Raw genomic sequence first — 15,780 nt, forward strand, 5'->3', positions numbered from 1 at the left:
ATTTTGAGGAAAGAATTTCACCAACATGTCCAAGTTCCGTCTCGCACATCTCGGCCTCGCCCTGGCCGCCCTCGGTTTCACCGCTGCCGTCCCGATGGTCGGCCTGGCCCCGGTCTACGCCGCCGAGGCCGTCCGCCCGGAAGTCGGCAAGCCGCTGCAGGAAGCCCAACAGCTGATGAAGCAGGGCAAGAACAAAGACGCGCTGGTCAAGCTGCACCAGCTGGATAGCGTCGGCGGCAAGACCCCGAACGAGGTCTACCTGATCGAGCGCACCCGCGCCGCCGCCGCGTCGGCCGCGGGCGACAATGACACCGCGATCAAGGCCTTCGAAGCCCTGCTCGCCTCCGGCAAGCTGTCGCCGACCGAAAAATCGCAGTTCTCGGAAGGTCTGTTCTCGCTGTACCAGCGTGGCGGCGACCTGAACAAGGCAAACGCCTTCATCGAGAGGCAGCTCAAGGAGCGCGACGATCCGAAGCTGCGCGGCTACCTGATGCAGAACTACTACAAGCAGGGTAACTGGAGCGCGCTGGAATCCGAACTGAAGAGCGCCGAGAAGCGCGGCGGCCTGAACGAAGACCAGCTGGGCATGCTGGCCAACGTGCAGCTCAAGAAGAACGACAAGGCCGGCTACGTCAACACCATCGAGAAGCTGGCCGCCAGCTATCCGAAGGCCCGCTACTGGGAAGACCTGCTGAACCGCGTGCAAGGCAAGCCTGGCTTCTCGGGCCGCCTGCTGGTCGACATCGACCGCCTGAAGCTGGCCAACGGCCTGCTGAAGAAGCCGAGCGAGTACATGGAGATGGGCCAGCTGGTGCTGCAAGCCAAGGCGCCGGCGGAAGCCGTCAAGGTCATCGACAAGGGCTACAAGGCAGGCGTGCTGGGCTCCGGTCCGGATGCCGCGCGCCACCAGCGCCTGAAGGACCTGGCCGCCAAGACCCTGGCCGACCAGAGCAAGACCGCAGCCACCGACGAAGCCCAGTTCAAGAAGGACAAGGACGGCGACAACCTGGTCGCGCTCGGCTATGGCCTGGTGCAGGCTGGCCAAGCCGACAAGGGCCTGAAGATGATGGAAGACGCCATCAAGTCGGGCACCGTGAAGAACCCGGACGAGGCCAAGCTGCACCTGGGCGAAGCCCTCGCCGTCGCCGGCAAGAAGCAGCAGGCGATCAACACCCTGAAGTCCGTGGGCGGCACCGAAGGCACCGCCGACCTGGCCCGCTACTGGATCATGGCCATCAACCACCCGATCGGCGGCTGATCCCTGCCCTGTCCCAGACAGCAAAAACTGCCGGCCTGTGCCGGCAGTTTTTTTGCACCGTCACTTCCCCTCGACGTCGTTCCCGCAGAGGCGGGTCCCCCCTCGCAAGCATGCCCGATACATCAAGCGGAAGCGGCCTGCCCAAAAATGCGATTCCCGCCTCCGCGGGAATGCCGTGCCAACATTGACAACATGGGCAGATGTCGCCGGCTTCTTCCCTCTCCATCCCAGCCCGCCGCAGCCTTTCCCAGCTTCACCAATGTGCAAGCCGCCACTTGACCGTATAATCTGATATTTCGCTCCGGATCGATTTAGCACTTGAATGAAGGTATTTCGCGGACTTCCCAACGACAGGGCGCGCGCCCCGTGCGCGCTCACGATCGGCAACTTTGACGGCGTCCACCGTGGCCACCAGGCTTTGCTGGGCCACGTTACCGCCGCCGCGGCCGAACTCGGGCTGGAAGCGGCCGTCATGACCTTCGAGCCCCACCCGCGCGAGTTCTTCGCCGCCAGGATGGGCGACCTGTCCAAGGCCCCGGCCCGCATCGCCAACCTGCGCGACAAGCTCGGCGCGCTGGCCAGTGGCGGCATCGACCGCGTCATCGTCGAGCATTTCAACGAGCACTTCGCCTCGATGTCGCCGCGCGAATTCACCGAGCGCGTGCTGGTGCAGGGCCTGCACGTCAAATGGCTGATGGTCGGCGAGGACTTCTGCTACGGCGCCAAACGCGCCGGCAACGTCCACACCCTGGTCGAGGCCGGCAAGGAATACGGCTTCCGCGTCGAGACCCTGCCCGCCGTCATGCACGGCGACCTGCGCATCTCCTCGTCCGAAGTGCGCGCCGCCCTCGCCCGTGGCGATTTCGCCACCACCCGCGACCTGCTCGGCCATCCGTACTCGATGTCCGGCCACGTGATCCACGGTGCCAAGCTCGGCCGTACCCTCGGCTTCCCCACACTCAACCTGCGCGTCGCCCACCGCCCCGCCGTGTCCGGCGTGTTCGTGGTGCAGGTGCATGGCATCGGCCCGCAGCCGCTGCCGGCCGTCGCCAGCCTCGGCGTGCGCCCGACCGTCGAGGACGAAGGCCGGATGCTGCTCGAAGTGCACCTGTTCGACTTCAAGCAGGACTGCTACGGCAAGCTGGTGCGCGTCGAATTCCTCGCCCACCTGCGTGACGAGGAAAAATACGAGGACCTGGCCACCCTCACCGCCGCGATCGCCCGCGACGAAGACATGGCGCGCGCCTTCTTCGCCCGCCGCACCGGCGCCCTGACCGCCACCGACCGAATTTGACGCCGGCATGCCAGCGGCCGCGCGCCGCGCCACCGACGTCACCACAGCATTTACCAAAGAAAACCGAATATGTCCGATAACAGCAAACCCGTCCAGAACAAGCCCGCCAAGGCGGCCGACAAGCCGCAGAGCAAATACCCGGTCAACATGCCCGACACCGCCTTCCCGATGCGCGGCGACCTCGCCAAGCGCGAGCCGGGCTGGGTCAAGCAGTGGCAGGACAAGCAGCTCTACAAGCGCATCCGCAAGGCCGCCGCCGGCCGCCCGAAATTCGTGCTGCACGACGGCCCGCCGTATGCCAACGGCGACATCCACCTCGGCCACGCCGTCAACAAGATCCTCAAGGACATGGTCGTCAAGTCGCGCACCATCGCCGGCTTCGACGCGCCCTACGTGCCGGGCTGGGACTGCCACGGCATGCCGATCGAGATCCAGATCGAAAAGCTGTACGGCAAGAACCTGCCGACCGACGAAGTGCTGGCCAAGGCCCGCGCCTACGCCCACGAGCAGATCGACAAGCAGCGCACTGGCTTCATCCGCCTGGGCGTGCTGGGCGAATGGGAAAATCCCTACATGACCATGGCCCACGGCAACGAGGCCGACGAGCTGCGCGCCCTCGGCAAGCTGCTCGACAAGGGCTACGTCTACCGCGGCCTGAAGCCGGTCAACTGGTGCTTCGACTGCGGCTCGGCGCTGGCCGAAGCGGAAGTCGAGTACCAGGACAAGCGCGACCCCGCGATCGACGTCGGCTTCGCCTTCGCCGAACCGGAGAAGCTGGCCGCCGCCTTCGGCATGCCCAAGCTGCCGGCCTGGGACGGCTTCATCGTCATCTGGACCACCACGCCGTGGACCATCCCGTCCAACCAGGCGCTCAACGTGCACCCGGAAGTGACCTACGCCCTGGTCCAGGCCGAGCGCGACGGCAAGCCGCTGCTGCTGATCCTGGCCGAAGACCTGGTCGCTTCCTGCCTGCAGCGCTACAAGCTGGAAGGCGAGATCATCGCCACCACCGTCGGCGAATCGCTGAACGGCGTCCGCTTCAGGCACCCGCTGCACGCCGCCGACAAATTCTACGACCGCACTTCGCCGGTCTACCTGGCCGACTACGTCACCACCGACAGCGGCACCGGCGTGGTCCACTCGGCGCCGGCCTACGGCCTCGAAGACTTCCAGTCCTGCAAAGCGCACGGCATGAAGGATGACGAGATCCTCAAGCCCGTGATGGGCGACGGCCGCTACGCCTCGACCCTGCCGCTGTTCGGCGGGATGACCATCTGGGAAGCGTCCAAGCCGATCTGCGAAGCGCTCAAAGGCGCCGGCGCCCTGTTCGAGCTGAAGATGTTCGACCACAGCTACATGCACTGCTGGCGCCACAAGACCCCGATCGTCTACCGCGCCACCAGCCAGTGGTTCGCCGGCATGGACGTCAAGCCGAAAGACGGTGGCCCGACCCTGCGCGAGACCGCGCTGGCCGGCATCGCCGAGACCCGGTTCTTCCCCGACTGGGGCCAGGCGCGCCTGCAGGGCATGATCGCCAACCGTCCGGACTGGACCCTGTCGCGCCAGCGCCAGTGGGGCGTGCCGATGGCCTTCTTCCTCCATCGCGAGACCGGTGAGCTCCATCCGCGCACGCCGGAGCTGCTGGAGCAGGTGGCGCAGCTGATCGAGAAGGACGGCATCGAAGCCTGGCACAAGCTCGATCCCAAGGACCTGCTGGGCGAGGAGGCCGCCCACTACGAGAAGAACCGCGACACGCTCGACGTCTGGTTTGACTCCGGCACCACCCACTACACCGTGCTGCGCGGCTCGCACAAGGAGCAGTCGCACTTCCCGGCCGACCTCTACCTGGAAGGCTCGGACCAGCACCGCGGCTGGTTCCACTCCTCGCTGCTGACCGCCTCGATGCTGGACGGCCGCCCGCCCTACAAGGCGCTGCTGACGCACGGCTTCACCGTCGACGAACATGGCCGCAAGATGTCCAAGTCGCTCGGCAACGTGCTGTCGCCGCAGAAGATCAGCGACACCCTCGGCGCCGACATCCTGCGCCTGTGGGTCGCCTCGACCGACTACACCGGCGAGCTGGCGCTGTCGGAAGAGATCCTCAAGCGCGTGACCGAAGCCTACCGCCGCATCCGCAACACGCTGCGCTTCCTGCTCGCGAACACCTCGGACTTCGACCCGGTCAAGGACGCCGTGCCGGCCGCCGAGCTGCTCGAGATCGACCGCTGGGCGATCGCGATGACCGAAGCGCTGCAGGCCGACATCGCGGCCAGCTTCGAGCGCTACGAATTCCACCCGGTGGTGTCGCGCCTGCAGAACTACTGCTCGGAAGACCTGGGCGGCTTCTACCTCGACGTGCTCAAGGACCGCCTGTACACCACCGGCCTCGATTCCAGGGCGCGCCGCTCGGCCCAGACCGCGCTGTGGCACATGACCCACGCGCTGCTGCGCATGCTGGCCCCGATCCTGTCTTTCACGGTGGAGGAAGCCTGGGCCGTGTTCGCGGGCGCGTCGGCCTTCAAGGACAGCGACGAGACCATCTTCACCCAGACCTTCTGGACCTTCCCGCAAGTGGCGGACGGCCCGGCCCTGCTGGCCAAGTACGCCACGCTGCGCGCGGTGCGCGCCGAAGTGACCAAGGAACTGGAAGCGCTGCGCGGCAGTGGCGCGATCGGCTCCTCGCTGCAGGCCGAGCTGGTGGTCAAGGCCGCCGGCGAGAAGTACCAGCTGCTCGACAGCCTGGAAGATGACCTCAAGTTCGTGTTCATCACCTCCCAGGCCAAGGCGATGGAAGTGCCGGCCGCTGAAGACGAAGCGGTGGCCGTCACCGCCTCGACCGCGCCGAAGTGCGAGCGCTGCTGGCACTACCGCGCCGACGTCGGCAGCCACCACGAACACGCCGGCCTGTGCGGCCGCTGCGTGAGCAACCTGTTCGGCAACGGCGAAGAACGCCGCTACGCGTAAGGCTGTGCCGGTCCCGCCGCATCCGCTCATCCTGCGGATGCGGCGGCCCTCGACCCTGACAACGACAATATGGCAACCAAAAAGAAATCGGGCCCCAGCGGCAGCGCCAACCTGATGCCGTGGCTTGGCATCGCCTTCATCGTCATCCTGCTCGACCAGCTGTCCAAGCTCACCATCACGACGCTGTTCCAGCATGGCGAGGAGCGCCGCATCACCAGCTTCTTCAACCTGGTGCTGGCCTATAACCCGGGCGCGGCCTTCAACTTCCTGTCCGACCAGAGCGGCTGGCAGCGCTACCTGTTCACCGCCATCGCGATCGCTGCGGTCATCTTCATCATCACCATGCTGCGCAAGCACGCCGGCCAGCGCCTGTTCTGCTGGTCGCTGGCGCTGATCATGGGCGGTGCGCTCGGCAATGTGATCGACCGCCTGGCTTACGGCCACGTGATCGACTTCCTCGACTTCCACTGGGCGGCCTGGGGCCACTTCCCGGCCTTTAACATCGCCGACTCGGCGATCACCATCGGCGCATTCCTGTTCATCTTCGACGAGCTGCGCCGCGTGAACAAACATTGAGGGGAAAGCCATGACCCGCGACCTGAACGGCAAGAACATCGTGCTGGGCCTCACCGGCGGCGTGGCCTGCTACAAGGCGGCGGAACTGTGCCGGGCGCTGGTCAAGGCCGGCGCCCAGGTGCAGGTGGTGATGACCGAATCGGCCACCCACTTCATCGGCGCGGTCACCATGCAGGCGCTGTCCGGACATACTGTTTATACCGATCAGTGGGATCCGCGCATCGCCAACAATATGGCCCATATCGACCTGACCCGCCGCGCCGACGCGGTGCTGGTCGCGCCCTGCTCGGCCGACTTCATCCGCAAGCTGGCGCACGGCGCCTGCGACGACCTGCTGTCGACCCTGTGCGTGGCGCGGCCGCGCCATGTGCCGCTGCTGGTGGCGCCGGCCATGAACGTGGAGATGTGGGAGAACCCTGCCACCCAGCGCAACGTCGCCACCCTGCGCGAGGACGGCATCAGCCTGCTCGGGCCGGCCGCCGGCGACCAGGCCTGCGGCGAGACCGGCCTTGGCCGCATGCTGGAGCCGGAAGACCTGCTCGAAGAGCTGGTGGCCTCGTTCCAGCCCAAGGTATTGGCCGGCAAGCGGGTGCTGATCACCGCCGGCCCGACCTACGAGCCGATCGACCCGGTGCGCGGCATCACCAATCTCTCGTCCGGCAAGATGGGCTACGCGGTGGCGCGCGCGGCGCGCGAGGCCGGCGCCGACGTGCTGCTGGTGTCCGGCCCCACCACCCTGCCCACCCCGCATGGCGTGCGGCGCATCGACGTCCAGAGCGCACGCGAGATGTACGACGCGGTGATGGCGGCGGTACCCGGCCAGCATATCTTCGTCGGCGTGGCCGCGGTGGCCGACTGGCGCGTGGCCAATCCCAGCGACCAGAAGGTCAAGAAGCAGGAAGGCGGCGCGCCGCCCGAGCTGCGCTTCGAACAGAACCCGGACATCCTCGCCACCGTGGCGGCCACCACCGGCATCTCCGGCTGGCCCTACTGCGTCGGCTTCGCGGCCGAGTCGGAGAACCTGATCGATTACGGCGCCGCCAAGCGCGAAAAAAAAGGTGTCCCTCTGTTGGTCGGTAATATCGGCCACCACACTTTCGGGCAGGATGAGAACAGTATCGTGCTGTTCGACGACAGCGGCCATACCGTGCTGCCGCGCGCGCCCAAGCTGGCCCTCGCCCGCCAGCTGGTTTCCGAAATCGCCAAGCGCCTCGAACAGCGCTCCTTGCTTACCTGAGAACAGAATATGAAGACCATCGACGTCAAGATCCTCGACCCGCGCATGAAGGACCAGCTGCCGCACTACGCCACCGGCGGCAGCGCGGGCCTGGACCTGCGCGCCTGCCTCGACGCCCCCGTCACGCTCGAACCCGGCCAGACCGTGCTGGTGCCCACCGGCCTGGCCATCCACATCGGCGATCCCGGCTACGCCGCCATGATCCTGCCGCGCAGTGGGCTCGGCCATAAGAACGGCATCGTTCTTGGAAATTTGGTAGGCTTGATCGACTCCGACTATCAGGGCCAGCTGATGGTCTCGACCTGGAACCGGGGCCATGCCACGTTCACGCTGCAGCCGATGGAACGGCTGGCGCAGCTGGTCATCGTGCCGGTCCTGCAGGTCGGCTTCAACGTCGTGGAGGAGTTCGCATCGAGCGACCGGGGCGCCGGCGGTTTCGGCAGCACCGGCAAACATTAAGTGAGGAGGACTATGAGCCGCATCCAAAGCATGCGCCGCGCGGCGCTGGGAACGAGCATCGCCCTGCTGCTGTCGGCTTGCGCCACCCGGGGACCGGTCGCGCCGCCCGTGACGCAAGCGCCCGGCGCGCAGCTGCCGCAGGCGCCCGTGCTGACGCCGCAGATGGCCGCCGCCGCCGACACGCTGCGGCGCATGGCCGGCATGCAGGAACGCCTGTACAAGGTCGCGGCTCCGCTCCTCATCGACAACGCGGAGCTGTGCAAATCGCACGCGCGCAACCTGCTCGGCTTCACCGCCAAGAACCGCTACTCCTACCCGGGCGACTACAACGAGGCGGCGCACGTCGCCTTCGGCATGGGCGAGCGCCTGCAGGTCACCGAGGTCCTGGCCGGCAGCGGCGCCGCCAAGGCCGGCCTGAAGGTCGGCGACGTGCTGCTGTCGGCGGGCGGCAAGCCGCTGCCGCCGGGCCGCCACGCGCTGTCGGGCGCGGGCGCCATCTTCGGGCCGCTGGTCGCCTCGCAGGCCAGCCTGCCGTTCACGATCGAGCGCAACGGCTCCACGCGCGAGCTCAGCATCCCGGTCACGCGCGCCTGCGCCTACGGCATCGAGCTGGGCAACGCGGACAACATCAACTCCTACGCCGACGGCCAGCGCGTGATGGTCACGCGCGGCATGATCGAATTCACCCGCAGCGACGACGAGCTGGCCTACGTGCTGGCCACCGGGCTTGCGCACAATGTGCTGGGCCATGCCACCGCGCAGCGCAACACCGCCACCATCGGCAGCATCATCGACAACCTGATCAAGGTGAAGCCGGACGACAGCATGTTGATCGGCAGCGGCGGCATCAAGGCCATGCCGGCCGAGATGGATGCGTCGGCGGACCGGCTCGCGGTCTACATGCTGGCGCGCGCCGGCTACGACATCAACGGCGACGACGACTTCTGGAAGCGCCTCGCGTCGTCGGTGCCGGCCACGGTGCTGAACGGGTATACGGCCAACCATCCGGCGGTGGATGCGCGCGCCACCGCCATCAACAAGGCCATCAACGAAGTGAAAGCCAAGCACGCGTCGAAGAAGGCGCTGCTGCCTTGAGGGCCACCTGACGTCGCTTTTGGTTACCGTCGCTTATAAAGTTACCGTTGTTCCCGCCTCCGCGGGAACGACGTTCTCGCTTATGCGAGTGCGTCACGGCGCTCAACAAGGAAGCGTTCCAACGCTCCCCCGCCATTTTTTGTATGATTGTCCATCCAGCACACCACTTATGCAAAATTTTGCATAATCATCCATGGACAGCATCGACCTCGAAGTTCTGAAAACCGCCGCCGCCTGGCTCAACGCCGGGCACCGCTGCGAGCTGGTCACCGTCATCAAGACCTGGGGCTCCAGTCCGCGTCCGCCCGGCGCCATGCTCGCGATCCGCGAAGGCGGCGAGATCGTCGGCTCGGTCTCCGGCGGCTGTATCGAGGACGACCTGATCGCCAGCGTGGCGCGCGACGGCGTCTCGCAGACCGCGCCCTTCCTGCTCGACTACGGCATCAGCGCCGACCAGGCGCGCCGCTTCGGCCTGCCCTGCGGCGGCACCATCCAGCTCGCGATCGAGCCGCTGTCCGGCGCCAGCGGCCTGCCCGAGCTGCTGGCCCGCCTCGGCCGCGGCGAAACCGTCGAGCGCCGCATCGACCTCAAGACCGGCGCCGTCACCCTGCGCGGCGCCAGCGCCGATAGCACCCTGCACGTCGACGGCGACACCCTGGCCACCGTGCACGGTCCGCGCTGGCGCCTGTTCATCATCGGCGCCGGCCAGCTGTCGCGCTTCCTGGCGCAGGTGGCCAGCGCCATGGACTACCGCGTCACCGTGTGCGATCCGCGCGAGGAATACCGCATGGGCTGGGACCTGCCCGGCGTCGAGCTGGTGCACTGCATGCCGGACGACCTGGTGCTCGAAGCGCAGCTGGATGCGCGCAGCGCCGTGGTCGCGCTCACCCACGATCCCAAGCTCGACGACCTCGCGCTGATGGAAGCGCTCAAGTCCGACGCCTTCTATGTCGGCGCGATCGGCTCGCGCGCCAACAATGCCAAGCGGCGCGAGCGCCTCAAGCTGTTCGACGTGACCGAGGCCCAGCTGGCGCGCCTGCATGGCCCGGTCGGCATCTACATCGGCAGCAAGACGCCGGCTGAAATCGCGATCTCGATCCTGGCCGAGCTCACCGCCGTAAAGAACGCCGTGCCGGCCGAGCTGCTGGTCCCGCATGCCACCGCCGCGCCGATGAGCGTGGCCGGCTGCGTGATCCCCTGAATTCAAAAGCAAGAAACGGCTGGCCCTGCGCGCAGCCCCCTGCGACAATCTGGTCCGCCACCACTTCCGCTCCACCATGAACACCGCCAACCTGCTCCGTCTCGTCACGCTCGCCGCCATCTGGGGCGGCTCCTTCCTGTTCATGCGCATCAGCGCGCCCGTGCTCGGCCCCGCCGTGCTGATCGAGTTCCGCGTGCTGCTCGCCGCGATCTTCCTGATGCTGGTCGGCCTGGTCCTGCGCAAGCGCGCCGCCCCGCTGAACCTGCGCGAACACTGGAAGCACTACCTGATCCTCGGCTTCTTCAATTCGGCCCTGCCCTTCCTGCTGTTTGCCTACGGCGCCCAGTTCCTGTCCGCGTCGGTGGAGTCGGTGCTGAACGCGACCGCACCGATGTGGGGCGCGCTCGTCGGCCTGGTATGGAAGCGCCAGCCGATCAAGGCAAGCACCTTCGCCGGACTTGTGCTGGGCACCGTCGGCGTGGCCGTGCTGGTCGGCTTCGACAGCATCACCGCGCAACCGGGCGCCGGGCTGGCGGTGGTCGCGGCACTGGTCGCTGCTTTCTGCTACAGCGTCGCCAGCACCTATGCGCGATCGGCGAAAAGTGTTCCCGCCTTCGCCAACGCGCACGGGTCGATGTGGGCCTCCGCGCTGCTGGTGCTGCCCGTGCTGCCCTTCTTCCCGCAGCACGGGCCGGCGACCCTGCCGGTGGTCGGCAGTGTGGTCGCGATCGGCATCCTGTGCAGCGGCATCGCCTACCTGATTTATTTCCGCCTGATCGACGAGATCGGCCCGACTTCCGCGCTCACCGTCACCTTCCTCAACCCGGTGTTCGGCATCCTGTGGGGCGCGCTGTTCCTCGGCGAGGTGGTCGGCTGGTACACGGTGGTCGGCACCGCCATCGTGCTGTGCGGGACCGCGCTGGTCACCGGCTTCGTGCCGCGCTTCGGCCGCGCACCGGCGGTCGCGGCGAAGTAGATGCATCGTCTGGAGATCGCGCTGCCGGAGGGCTACCGCAGCGCCGGGGTATTCGCTTTCCACAGCCGCGACGCCGAGGGTGTGGCGGAAGTGGTCACGCCGGGCCGCATCCGCAAGGCGGTCATGCTCGATGGGGTGCCGGTGCTGCTGGACGTCGCGATCGATACCAGGGAGGCCCGCTGCACCATCGACTCCGCCACCATGCCCGCCCATGCGCGCGAAGCGTTGGACAGCATCCTCGGCCTGCGCATCGATCCCGCGCCCTTCATGGCCGCGTTTGGCGGCGACGACCTGCTCGGCCCCGTGATCCAGCGCCAGCCGGGACTGCGCATCGTGCAATCGGCCACCGTGTTCGAGGCCCTGACCTGGGCCATCATCGGCCAGCAGATCAACCTGCCGTTCGCGATCGCGCTGCGCCGCACCTTCATCCAGCTCGGCGCGCGCCGCCATGAATCCGGCATGTGGTGCTATCCGGACGCGGCCGATGTCGCGCGGCTTGAGCTCGATGAGCTCACCACCCGCAAGTTCTCGCGCGCGAAAGCGGAAACCCTGCTGCGCGTGGCGCGCCTGGTCGACGACGGTGAACTCGTACTCGCCCACGATGACGATCCGGCCCACGCCGCCGGCCAGCTGCTGGCGGTGAAAGGCATCGGCCCCTGGACCGTGAACTACACGCTGCTGCGCGGTTACGGCTATCCGGACTGCTCGTTGCACGGCGACGTCGCGATCCGCGCCGCCTTCCAGCGCCTGCTGGGCGAAGCGGACAAGCCGTCCATCGCCCACACCGAAGCGCTGCTGGAAGACTACCGCCCGCACCGCACGATGGCCGCTGCATACCTCTGGGCCAGCCTGAACCAGCCCGCGGGCTGAAGTTTGTTCTAGCGCAAACCCGCGTCCGCGCTTCGTCGGGATACTTTCTCGGTCCGGCCCATGAGAAAAATCCACGATGAAACTTCTTCGGCTCCTTCTGCTCGCCTCGCTAGCAAGCATCAGCCCGGCGCAGGCCCAACTGATCGCCGACAGTCCGCGCGGCGCCTATTTCTCGGCCGGCTTCGGCAACGGCAGCATTGACGGACCCGGGGCCGTCGGCTACCGCAATATGCGCTGGCGCGCCTTCGAGTCGCGCATCGGCCGCGATCTCAATCCGCGCCTCGTGGGCGAAGGCAGCCTCGAAGGCGCGGCGACCGCCCGCATCGATTTCGTCTACTACAACGAAGGCCACCCGGACAACAACCACCGCGACGGCTTCGCCCTCCAGCTGAGCTACGCCCGCCGCTTCGGCGAGGCCTTGACGGCGGAACTGTCGGCCGGGCCCTACACCTCGATGAACACGACCACGCTTGGCGGCGTGCAGATCGACCAGGCCCGGCGCGGCATGCTGTACAGCGCGGCGCTGCGCTGCGACCTGGGCTGGTGGATGCCCGGCGCCCACCTCCGCCTGGGCTACAACCACGCGGCGCCGCGCGGCGTGTTCCATTCGGACGCGCTGATGGTCGGCATCGGCCGCCACTTCACCGATGTCCCGCCCTTTCCCGAAACCGATCTCGCGCGCAGCAAGCTGTGGCTGGGCGGATCGTACGGGCGCGCCTATACCAGCCAGTCCGGCACCCGCGATTCCAACGGCGGCATCCTGGAAACCAAGCAGTACGGCGGCAAGTGGGCGCTGTCCTTCAGCGCCATCTTCGAAGGCGACGACAAGACGCGCGTCGACCGGCGCGGCATGGCGGCGCAGTTCTGGTTCGTGCAGCCGCTTACCAAGGCGTGGTCGGCACAGGCCGGCATCGGTCCCTATATTGCCGAGAACCGGCGCGACAACAACCGCACCGGCACCCATGGCCTGATTTCACTGCAGTTCGAACGCGCGCTCTCCGACCGCAGCAAGGTCTTCTTCGCCTTTCATCGGGTGAAGAGCTTCCAGGAATCCAATGACCGCGACCTGTTCCACCTCGGCCTGCTGACGGCCTTCGGCGCCGGCCAGCACGAGGCCCGCTAATCAGTCCCAGCGCGGCAAACCGTCGAACTGCTGCGCGCCCTCCCCCGAAAAGCGGATCAACTCGGACAGCGGCACCGTGGCCAGGTTGTCCCGCCCGTAGTGGCCGCCCAGCGCGCTGGGAATCTTGAGGCAATACTTGCGCCCATCCTTCAGCGGGCCCAGTGTGGTCTCGGCCAGGTGCACCACCTCCGGCATGTACCAGTCGTTCAGGAAAGCCTGGTTGTAGGCCAGCGCATCGAAGGAGGCCTGGTCTTCCGCCAATGGCTCGCAGCACAGGTCTTGCGGGCGCAGCCGCCAATATCTGCCATCCTCGTCCAGGATGATCAGGTTGCCGAAGTCGTTTTCACCCAGCACTTCTACAGCGGTCAGTCCGCACCAACCCCATGCCTCGTTAATTTCGTCAACTGTAATCATCGAAATTGCTCCGCATCCATGAAAACCCGGGCCGCAAGCGGCCACAGCGAACTCTTTGACCGCGCCGCCGCGCGACTGTCGCGCTGGCCCGCACGGGCATTGATACAAATCGAGCAGCGAAAGCGATTCCTCGCGTCTATAAATGCGCTGCTTCTGAAAGAACTAGGGCCAAAATCCAATTGTGCGCAGGTGTCTCCTGACTAAAATCAAACAAATGCGGACTTGAGTCCGCCATCGAATAGGAGAGCGCTGATGAAACACCAAATCAACATCGTGCTGGCCGCCGCCACCTTGATCGTCGCAAGCGATGGCTTTGCACATCCACAAATGCAATCCCCGAGCGTCCAGGCCAGCCGGCACCAAAGCCAGGCCCAGCAATCCCGCGACAGCGAGCACTGCAACACCATGGCGCGCAAGGAAACCGGCGTGGATCCCATCGCCATCGCCGCCAACGCGACGCCACTCCAGCCTGGAAAGGGTATCACTAGCACGCCAATCGAAGCGCCGAGTACGGCGATGGGCGCCTCCGCCGCCGGAACCACCGCGGCCGGCACCGGCGACATGGGCGCCGGCCAGCAGATGGGCAGCACGGCCACTGGTCAAATGAGCAACTCTGGCACTGGACAGATGGGCAACACCAGCAGCGGCGAAATGACGGCCTCCGGCAGCGCACAGATGCAAACCGGCACCGGGCAGACGGTCAATTCCAGCAATGCGCAGATGGCCACTGCCGGAACGCCGCAAACCGGCACGGCGACGTCGAACAGCAATTGGGCCAGCGGCGCATCGACGGCCGGCAGCACCGGCAGCTCCTCGATGGGCGCCTCCGCTTCCGGGTCCACTGGCTCCAGCGGCAACCCCATGGCCATGGCCGACAGCGCCGAGGATTACAACCGGGCGTTTTCGCGGTGCATGAGCAGCCGTGGTTACGTAGTGGGAAGCAACAGTCAATAAGACACCGCGCGCGGCAGGATGATTTGATACTGCTCAGCGCCGCGGCTGCAACGAACATGAGCGTGCGCTCTCAAAAGGAGTAGCGGCAGGAAGCTGCCGCCAAACGGAGGGCGCACGCGCCACCTACGCATCCCATCGCTTCACAAAGCTGAAGGCGAGCCCTATGGCCGCCTGGCGGTCCCCGCGCGACCAAGGTCCAATGTCGGCGCGCGGGGTGTCGCGGCTATGGTGGATCGATGGGCGCACCTGGCGCGCCCGCACCAATTTCGGGAGGAACACGCCAATGAATATCCGAACACCCGCCTTGCTCGCCGCCGTCCTGCTGGCCGGCTGCTCCTCGATGGGCTACGGCACATCGGGCACGCGCGGCAACACCCAGTCGACGCCCCCGCAGCAAGGACAGCAGCGCGACGATGTCAATGCGGCCGTGCTGCCGCTCGGCCCCGCACACGTTCCTGACGGAAATACTGCATGGCGCGCGGGCTGAAACGACAACGCCGCCGGGCTGTTTCCAGCGCCGGCGGCGTTTTGAATTTGGTTGCGGGGACAGGATTTGAACCTGTGACCTTCGGGTTATGAGCCCGACGAGCTGCCAGACTGCTCCACCCCGCGTCTGATGCTTTGCATTATACGCCCCCTGGCCAGTTTAGGCAAACTCAATCTCCAGCCGATGTGCGATTGCAGCAGATCAGGACGTTTTTAGACGCTTCCAGCCCAGCCGCCGCGGCGCCCGCAATCGGTGTAAAGTAGCGCAATACCATTTCTCGCGCTATCTATGAAATTTTGTTCCGAGTGCGCCCATCCGGTCGCGCTGGCCATTCCCGAAGGCGACAACCGGCCGCGCTACGTGTGCACGCATTGCGATGCAATTCATTACCAGAACCCAAAGCTGGTGATCGGCTCCATTCCCGTCTGGGAGCAGGACGGCGAATTGAAAGTGCTGCTATGCAAACGGGCAATCGAGCCGCGCTACGGCTACTGGACGCTGCCGGCCGGCTTCATGGAAAACGAGGAAACAACGGCCGAGGCCGCCGTGCGCGAAACCGAGGAAGAAGCCGGCGCCCATATCGAGATTGGCGAACTGTTCACCTTGCTCAACGTGGTCCACGTGCACCAGGTCCACATGTTCTACCTGGCCCGCCTGGTCGACCTTGACTTTGCTCCCGGCATCGAAAGCCTGGACGTGCGGCTGTTTTCCGAGCGCGACATCCCTTGGGACGAGCTCGCCTTCCCGACCATCCGCACGACGCTGGAACTGTTCTTTGCCGACCGCGTCAAAGTGCGTGAGGGCGGCAACTACGGTTTCCACAGTCGCGACATCATGCGCCCGATGCGCGCTGCAAGCAGCCCCGGCTGATC

At 66.3% G+C, this 15,780-nt stretch carries 15 protein-coding genes and 1 tRNA gene; 14 read left to right on the forward strand and 2 right to left on the reverse strand.

The window, feature by feature from the left end:
• The first annotated feature begins 25 nt into the window (after positions 1–25).
• The 11 genes from NX778_RS08960 to NX778_RS09010 all read left to right on the forward strand — a co-directional run bounded on the left by NX778_RS08960 (position 26) and on the right by NX778_RS09010 (position 13,053).
• Positions 26–1,258 carry a tetratricopeptide repeat protein gene (locus tag NX778_RS08960; protein ID WP_258811380.1) on the forward strand — a complete coding sequence of 411 codons (1,233 nt, stop codon included), beginning with the start codon at positions 26–28 and terminating at the stop codon, positions 1,256–1,258.
• A 322-nt stretch (positions 1,259–1,580) separates the two neighbouring features.
• Positions 1,581–2,552 (forward strand): bifunctional riboflavin kinase/FAD synthetase, encoded by a 972-nt coding sequence (locus NX778_RS08965; protein ID WP_258811381.1) that lies wholly within the window; start codon positions 1,581–1,583, stop codon positions 2,550–2,552.
• 69 nt (positions 2,553–2,621) lie between these two features.
• Positions 2,622–5,516, forward strand: coding sequence for an isoleucine--tRNA ligase (ileS, locus tag NX778_RS08970; protein ID WP_258811382.1), 2,895 nt, complete (start codon positions 2,622–2,624; stop codon positions 5,514–5,516).
• 69 nt (positions 5,517–5,585) lie between these two features.
• On the forward strand, positions 5,586–6,092 hold the full coding sequence (gene lspA, locus NX778_RS08975; RefSeq protein ID WP_258811383.1) for a signal peptidase II: 507 nt from the start codon (positions 5,586–5,588) through the stop codon (positions 6,090–6,092).
• 10 nt (positions 6,093–6,102) lie between these two features.
• Positions 6,103–7,329: a bifunctional phosphopantothenoylcysteine decarboxylase/phosphopantothenate--cysteine ligase CoaBC gene (gene coaBC / locus NX778_RS08980; protein WP_258811384.1), complete on the forward strand. Its 1,227-nt coding sequence runs from the start codon at positions 6,103–6,105 to the stop codon at positions 7,327–7,329.
• 9 nt (positions 7,330–7,338) lie between these two features.
• Positions 7,339–7,788, forward strand: coding sequence for a dUTP diphosphatase (gene dut / locus NX778_RS08985; RefSeq protein ID WP_258811385.1), 450 nt, complete (start codon positions 7,339–7,341; stop codon positions 7,786–7,788).
• Positions 7,789–7,800: 12 nt separating this feature from the next.
• Entirely contained in the window at positions 7,801–8,883 is a 1,083-nt protein-coding gene (locus NX778_RS08990; RefSeq protein ID WP_258811386.1) for a M48 family metalloprotease, read from the forward strand.
• 193 nt (positions 8,884–9,076) lie between these two features.
• On the forward strand, positions 9,077–10,084 hold the full coding sequence (locus NX778_RS08995) for an XdhC family protein (RefSeq protein ID WP_258811387.1): 1,008 nt from the start codon (positions 9,077–9,079) through the stop codon (positions 10,082–10,084).
• A 76-nt stretch (positions 10,085–10,160) separates the two neighbouring features.
• Entirely contained in the window at positions 10,161–11,060 is a 900-nt protein-coding gene (locus tag NX778_RS09000) for a DMT family transporter (protein WP_258811388.1), read from the forward strand.
• Positions 11,061–11,930, forward strand: a complete 870-nt coding sequence (locus tag NX778_RS09005; protein ID WP_258811389.1) for a DNA-3-methyladenine glycosylase family protein — start codon at positions 11,061–11,063, stop codon at positions 11,928–11,930.
• Between the two features lie 76 nt (positions 11,931–12,006).
• Positions 12,007–13,053, forward strand: a complete 1,047-nt coding sequence (locus NX778_RS09010; RefSeq protein ID WP_258811390.1) for a hypothetical protein — start codon at positions 12,007–12,009, stop codon at positions 13,051–13,053.
• On the opposite strand, the gene NX778_RS09015 is transcribed toward NX778_RS09010, so the two are convergent.
• Positions 13,054–13,467: a T6SS immunity protein Tdi1 domain-containing protein gene (locus NX778_RS09015; protein WP_258811391.1), complete on the reverse strand. Its 414-nt coding sequence runs from the start codon at positions 13,465–13,467 to the stop codon at positions 13,054–13,056.
• Positions 13,468–13,719: 252 nt separating this feature from the next.
• Between NX778_RS09015 and NX778_RS09020 the strand changes: the two genes are divergently transcribed.
• Both NX778_RS09020 and NX778_RS09025 read left to right on the forward strand, forming a co-directional pair.
• The gene (locus NX778_RS09020; RefSeq protein ID WP_258811392.1) at positions 13,720–14,421 is read left to right on the forward strand and encodes a hypothetical protein; all 702 of its coding nucleotides are present in this window, start codon (positions 13,720–13,722) and stop codon (positions 14,419–14,421) included.
• A gap of 283 nt (positions 14,422–14,704) precedes the next feature.
• Positions 14,705–14,908: a hypothetical protein gene (locus tag NX778_RS09025; protein WP_258811393.1), complete on the forward strand. Its 204-nt coding sequence runs from the start codon at positions 14,705–14,707 to the stop codon at positions 14,906–14,908.
• A gap of 48 nt (positions 14,909–14,956) precedes the next feature.
• Here NX778_RS09025 and NX778_RS09030 read toward each other — a convergent pair.
• Positions 14,957–15,033: transfer RNA gene (locus NX778_RS09030), tRNA-Met, on the reverse strand.
• A 163-nt stretch (positions 15,034–15,196) separates the two neighbouring features.
• Here NX778_RS09030 and NX778_RS09035 point away from each other — a divergent pair.
• Positions 15,197–15,778: an NUDIX hydrolase gene (locus NX778_RS09035; protein ID WP_258811394.1), complete on the forward strand. Its 582-nt coding sequence runs from the start codon at positions 15,197–15,199 to the stop codon at positions 15,776–15,778.
• Positions 15,779–15,780 lie beyond the last annotated feature (2 nt).

The organism is Massilia terrae (assembly GCF_024753145.1).
In the GTDB taxonomy this organism is placed as follows: domain Bacteria; phylum Pseudomonadota; class Gammaproteobacteria; order Burkholderiales; family Burkholderiaceae_D; genus Telluria; species Telluria terrae.

Bases quoted from the DNA above. Each gene is read 5' to 3' on its own strand.
- NX778_RS09035 (WP_258811394.1), top strand. From the start codon at position 15,197: ATGAAATTTTGTTCCGAGTGCGCCCATCCGGTCGCGCTGGCCATTCCC.
- lspA (WP_258811383.1), top strand. From the start codon at position 5,586: ATGGCAACCAAAAAGAAATCGGGCCCCAGCGGCAGCGCCAACCTGATG.
- ileS (WP_258811382.1), top strand. From the start codon at position 2,622: ATGTCCGATAACAGCAAACCCGTCCAGAACAAGCCCGCCAAGGCGGCC.
- NX778_RS08960 (WP_258811380.1), top strand. From the start codon at position 26: ATGTCCAAGTTCCGTCTCGCACATCTCGGCCTCGCCCTGGCCGCCCTC.
- NX778_RS08990 (WP_258811386.1), top strand. From the start codon at position 7,801: ATGAGCCGCATCCAAAGCATGCGCCGCGCGGCGCTGGGAACGAGCATC.
- coaBC (WP_258811384.1), top strand. From the start codon at position 6,103: ATGACCCGCGACCTGAACGGCAAGAACATCGTGCTGGGCCTCACCGGC.
- NX778_RS09000 (WP_258811388.1), top strand. From the start codon at position 10,161: ATGAACACCGCCAACCTGCTCCGTCTCGTCACGCTCGCCGCCATCTGG.
- NX778_RS09005 (WP_258811389.1), top strand. From the start codon at position 11,061: ATGCATCGTCTGGAGATCGCGCTGCCGGAGGGCTACCGCAGCGCCGGG.
- NX778_RS09025 (WP_258811393.1), top strand. From the start codon at position 14,705: ATGAATATCCGAACACCCGCCTTGCTCGCCGCCGTCCTGCTGGCCGGC.
- dut (WP_258811385.1), top strand. From the start codon at position 7,339: ATGAAGACCATCGACGTCAAGATCCTCGACCCGCGCATGAAGGACCAG.
- NX778_RS08965 (WP_258811381.1), top strand. From the start codon at position 1,581: ATGAAGGTATTTCGCGGACTTCCCAACGACAGGGCGCGCGCCCCGTGC.
- NX778_RS09020 (WP_258811392.1), top strand. From the start codon at position 13,720: ATGAAACACCAAATCAACATCGTGCTGGCCGCCGCCACCTTGATCGTC.
- NX778_RS08995 (WP_258811387.1), top strand. From the start codon at position 9,077: ATGGACAGCATCGACCTCGAAGTTCTGAAAACCGCCGCCGCCTGGCTC.
- NX778_RS09010 (WP_258811390.1), top strand. From the start codon at position 12,007: ATGAAACTTCTTCGGCTCCTTCTGCTCGCCTCGCTAGCAAGCATCAGC.
- NX778_RS09015 (WP_258811391.1), bottom strand. From the start codon at position 13,467: ATGATTACAGTTGACGAAATTAACGAGGCATGGGGTTGGTGCGGACTG.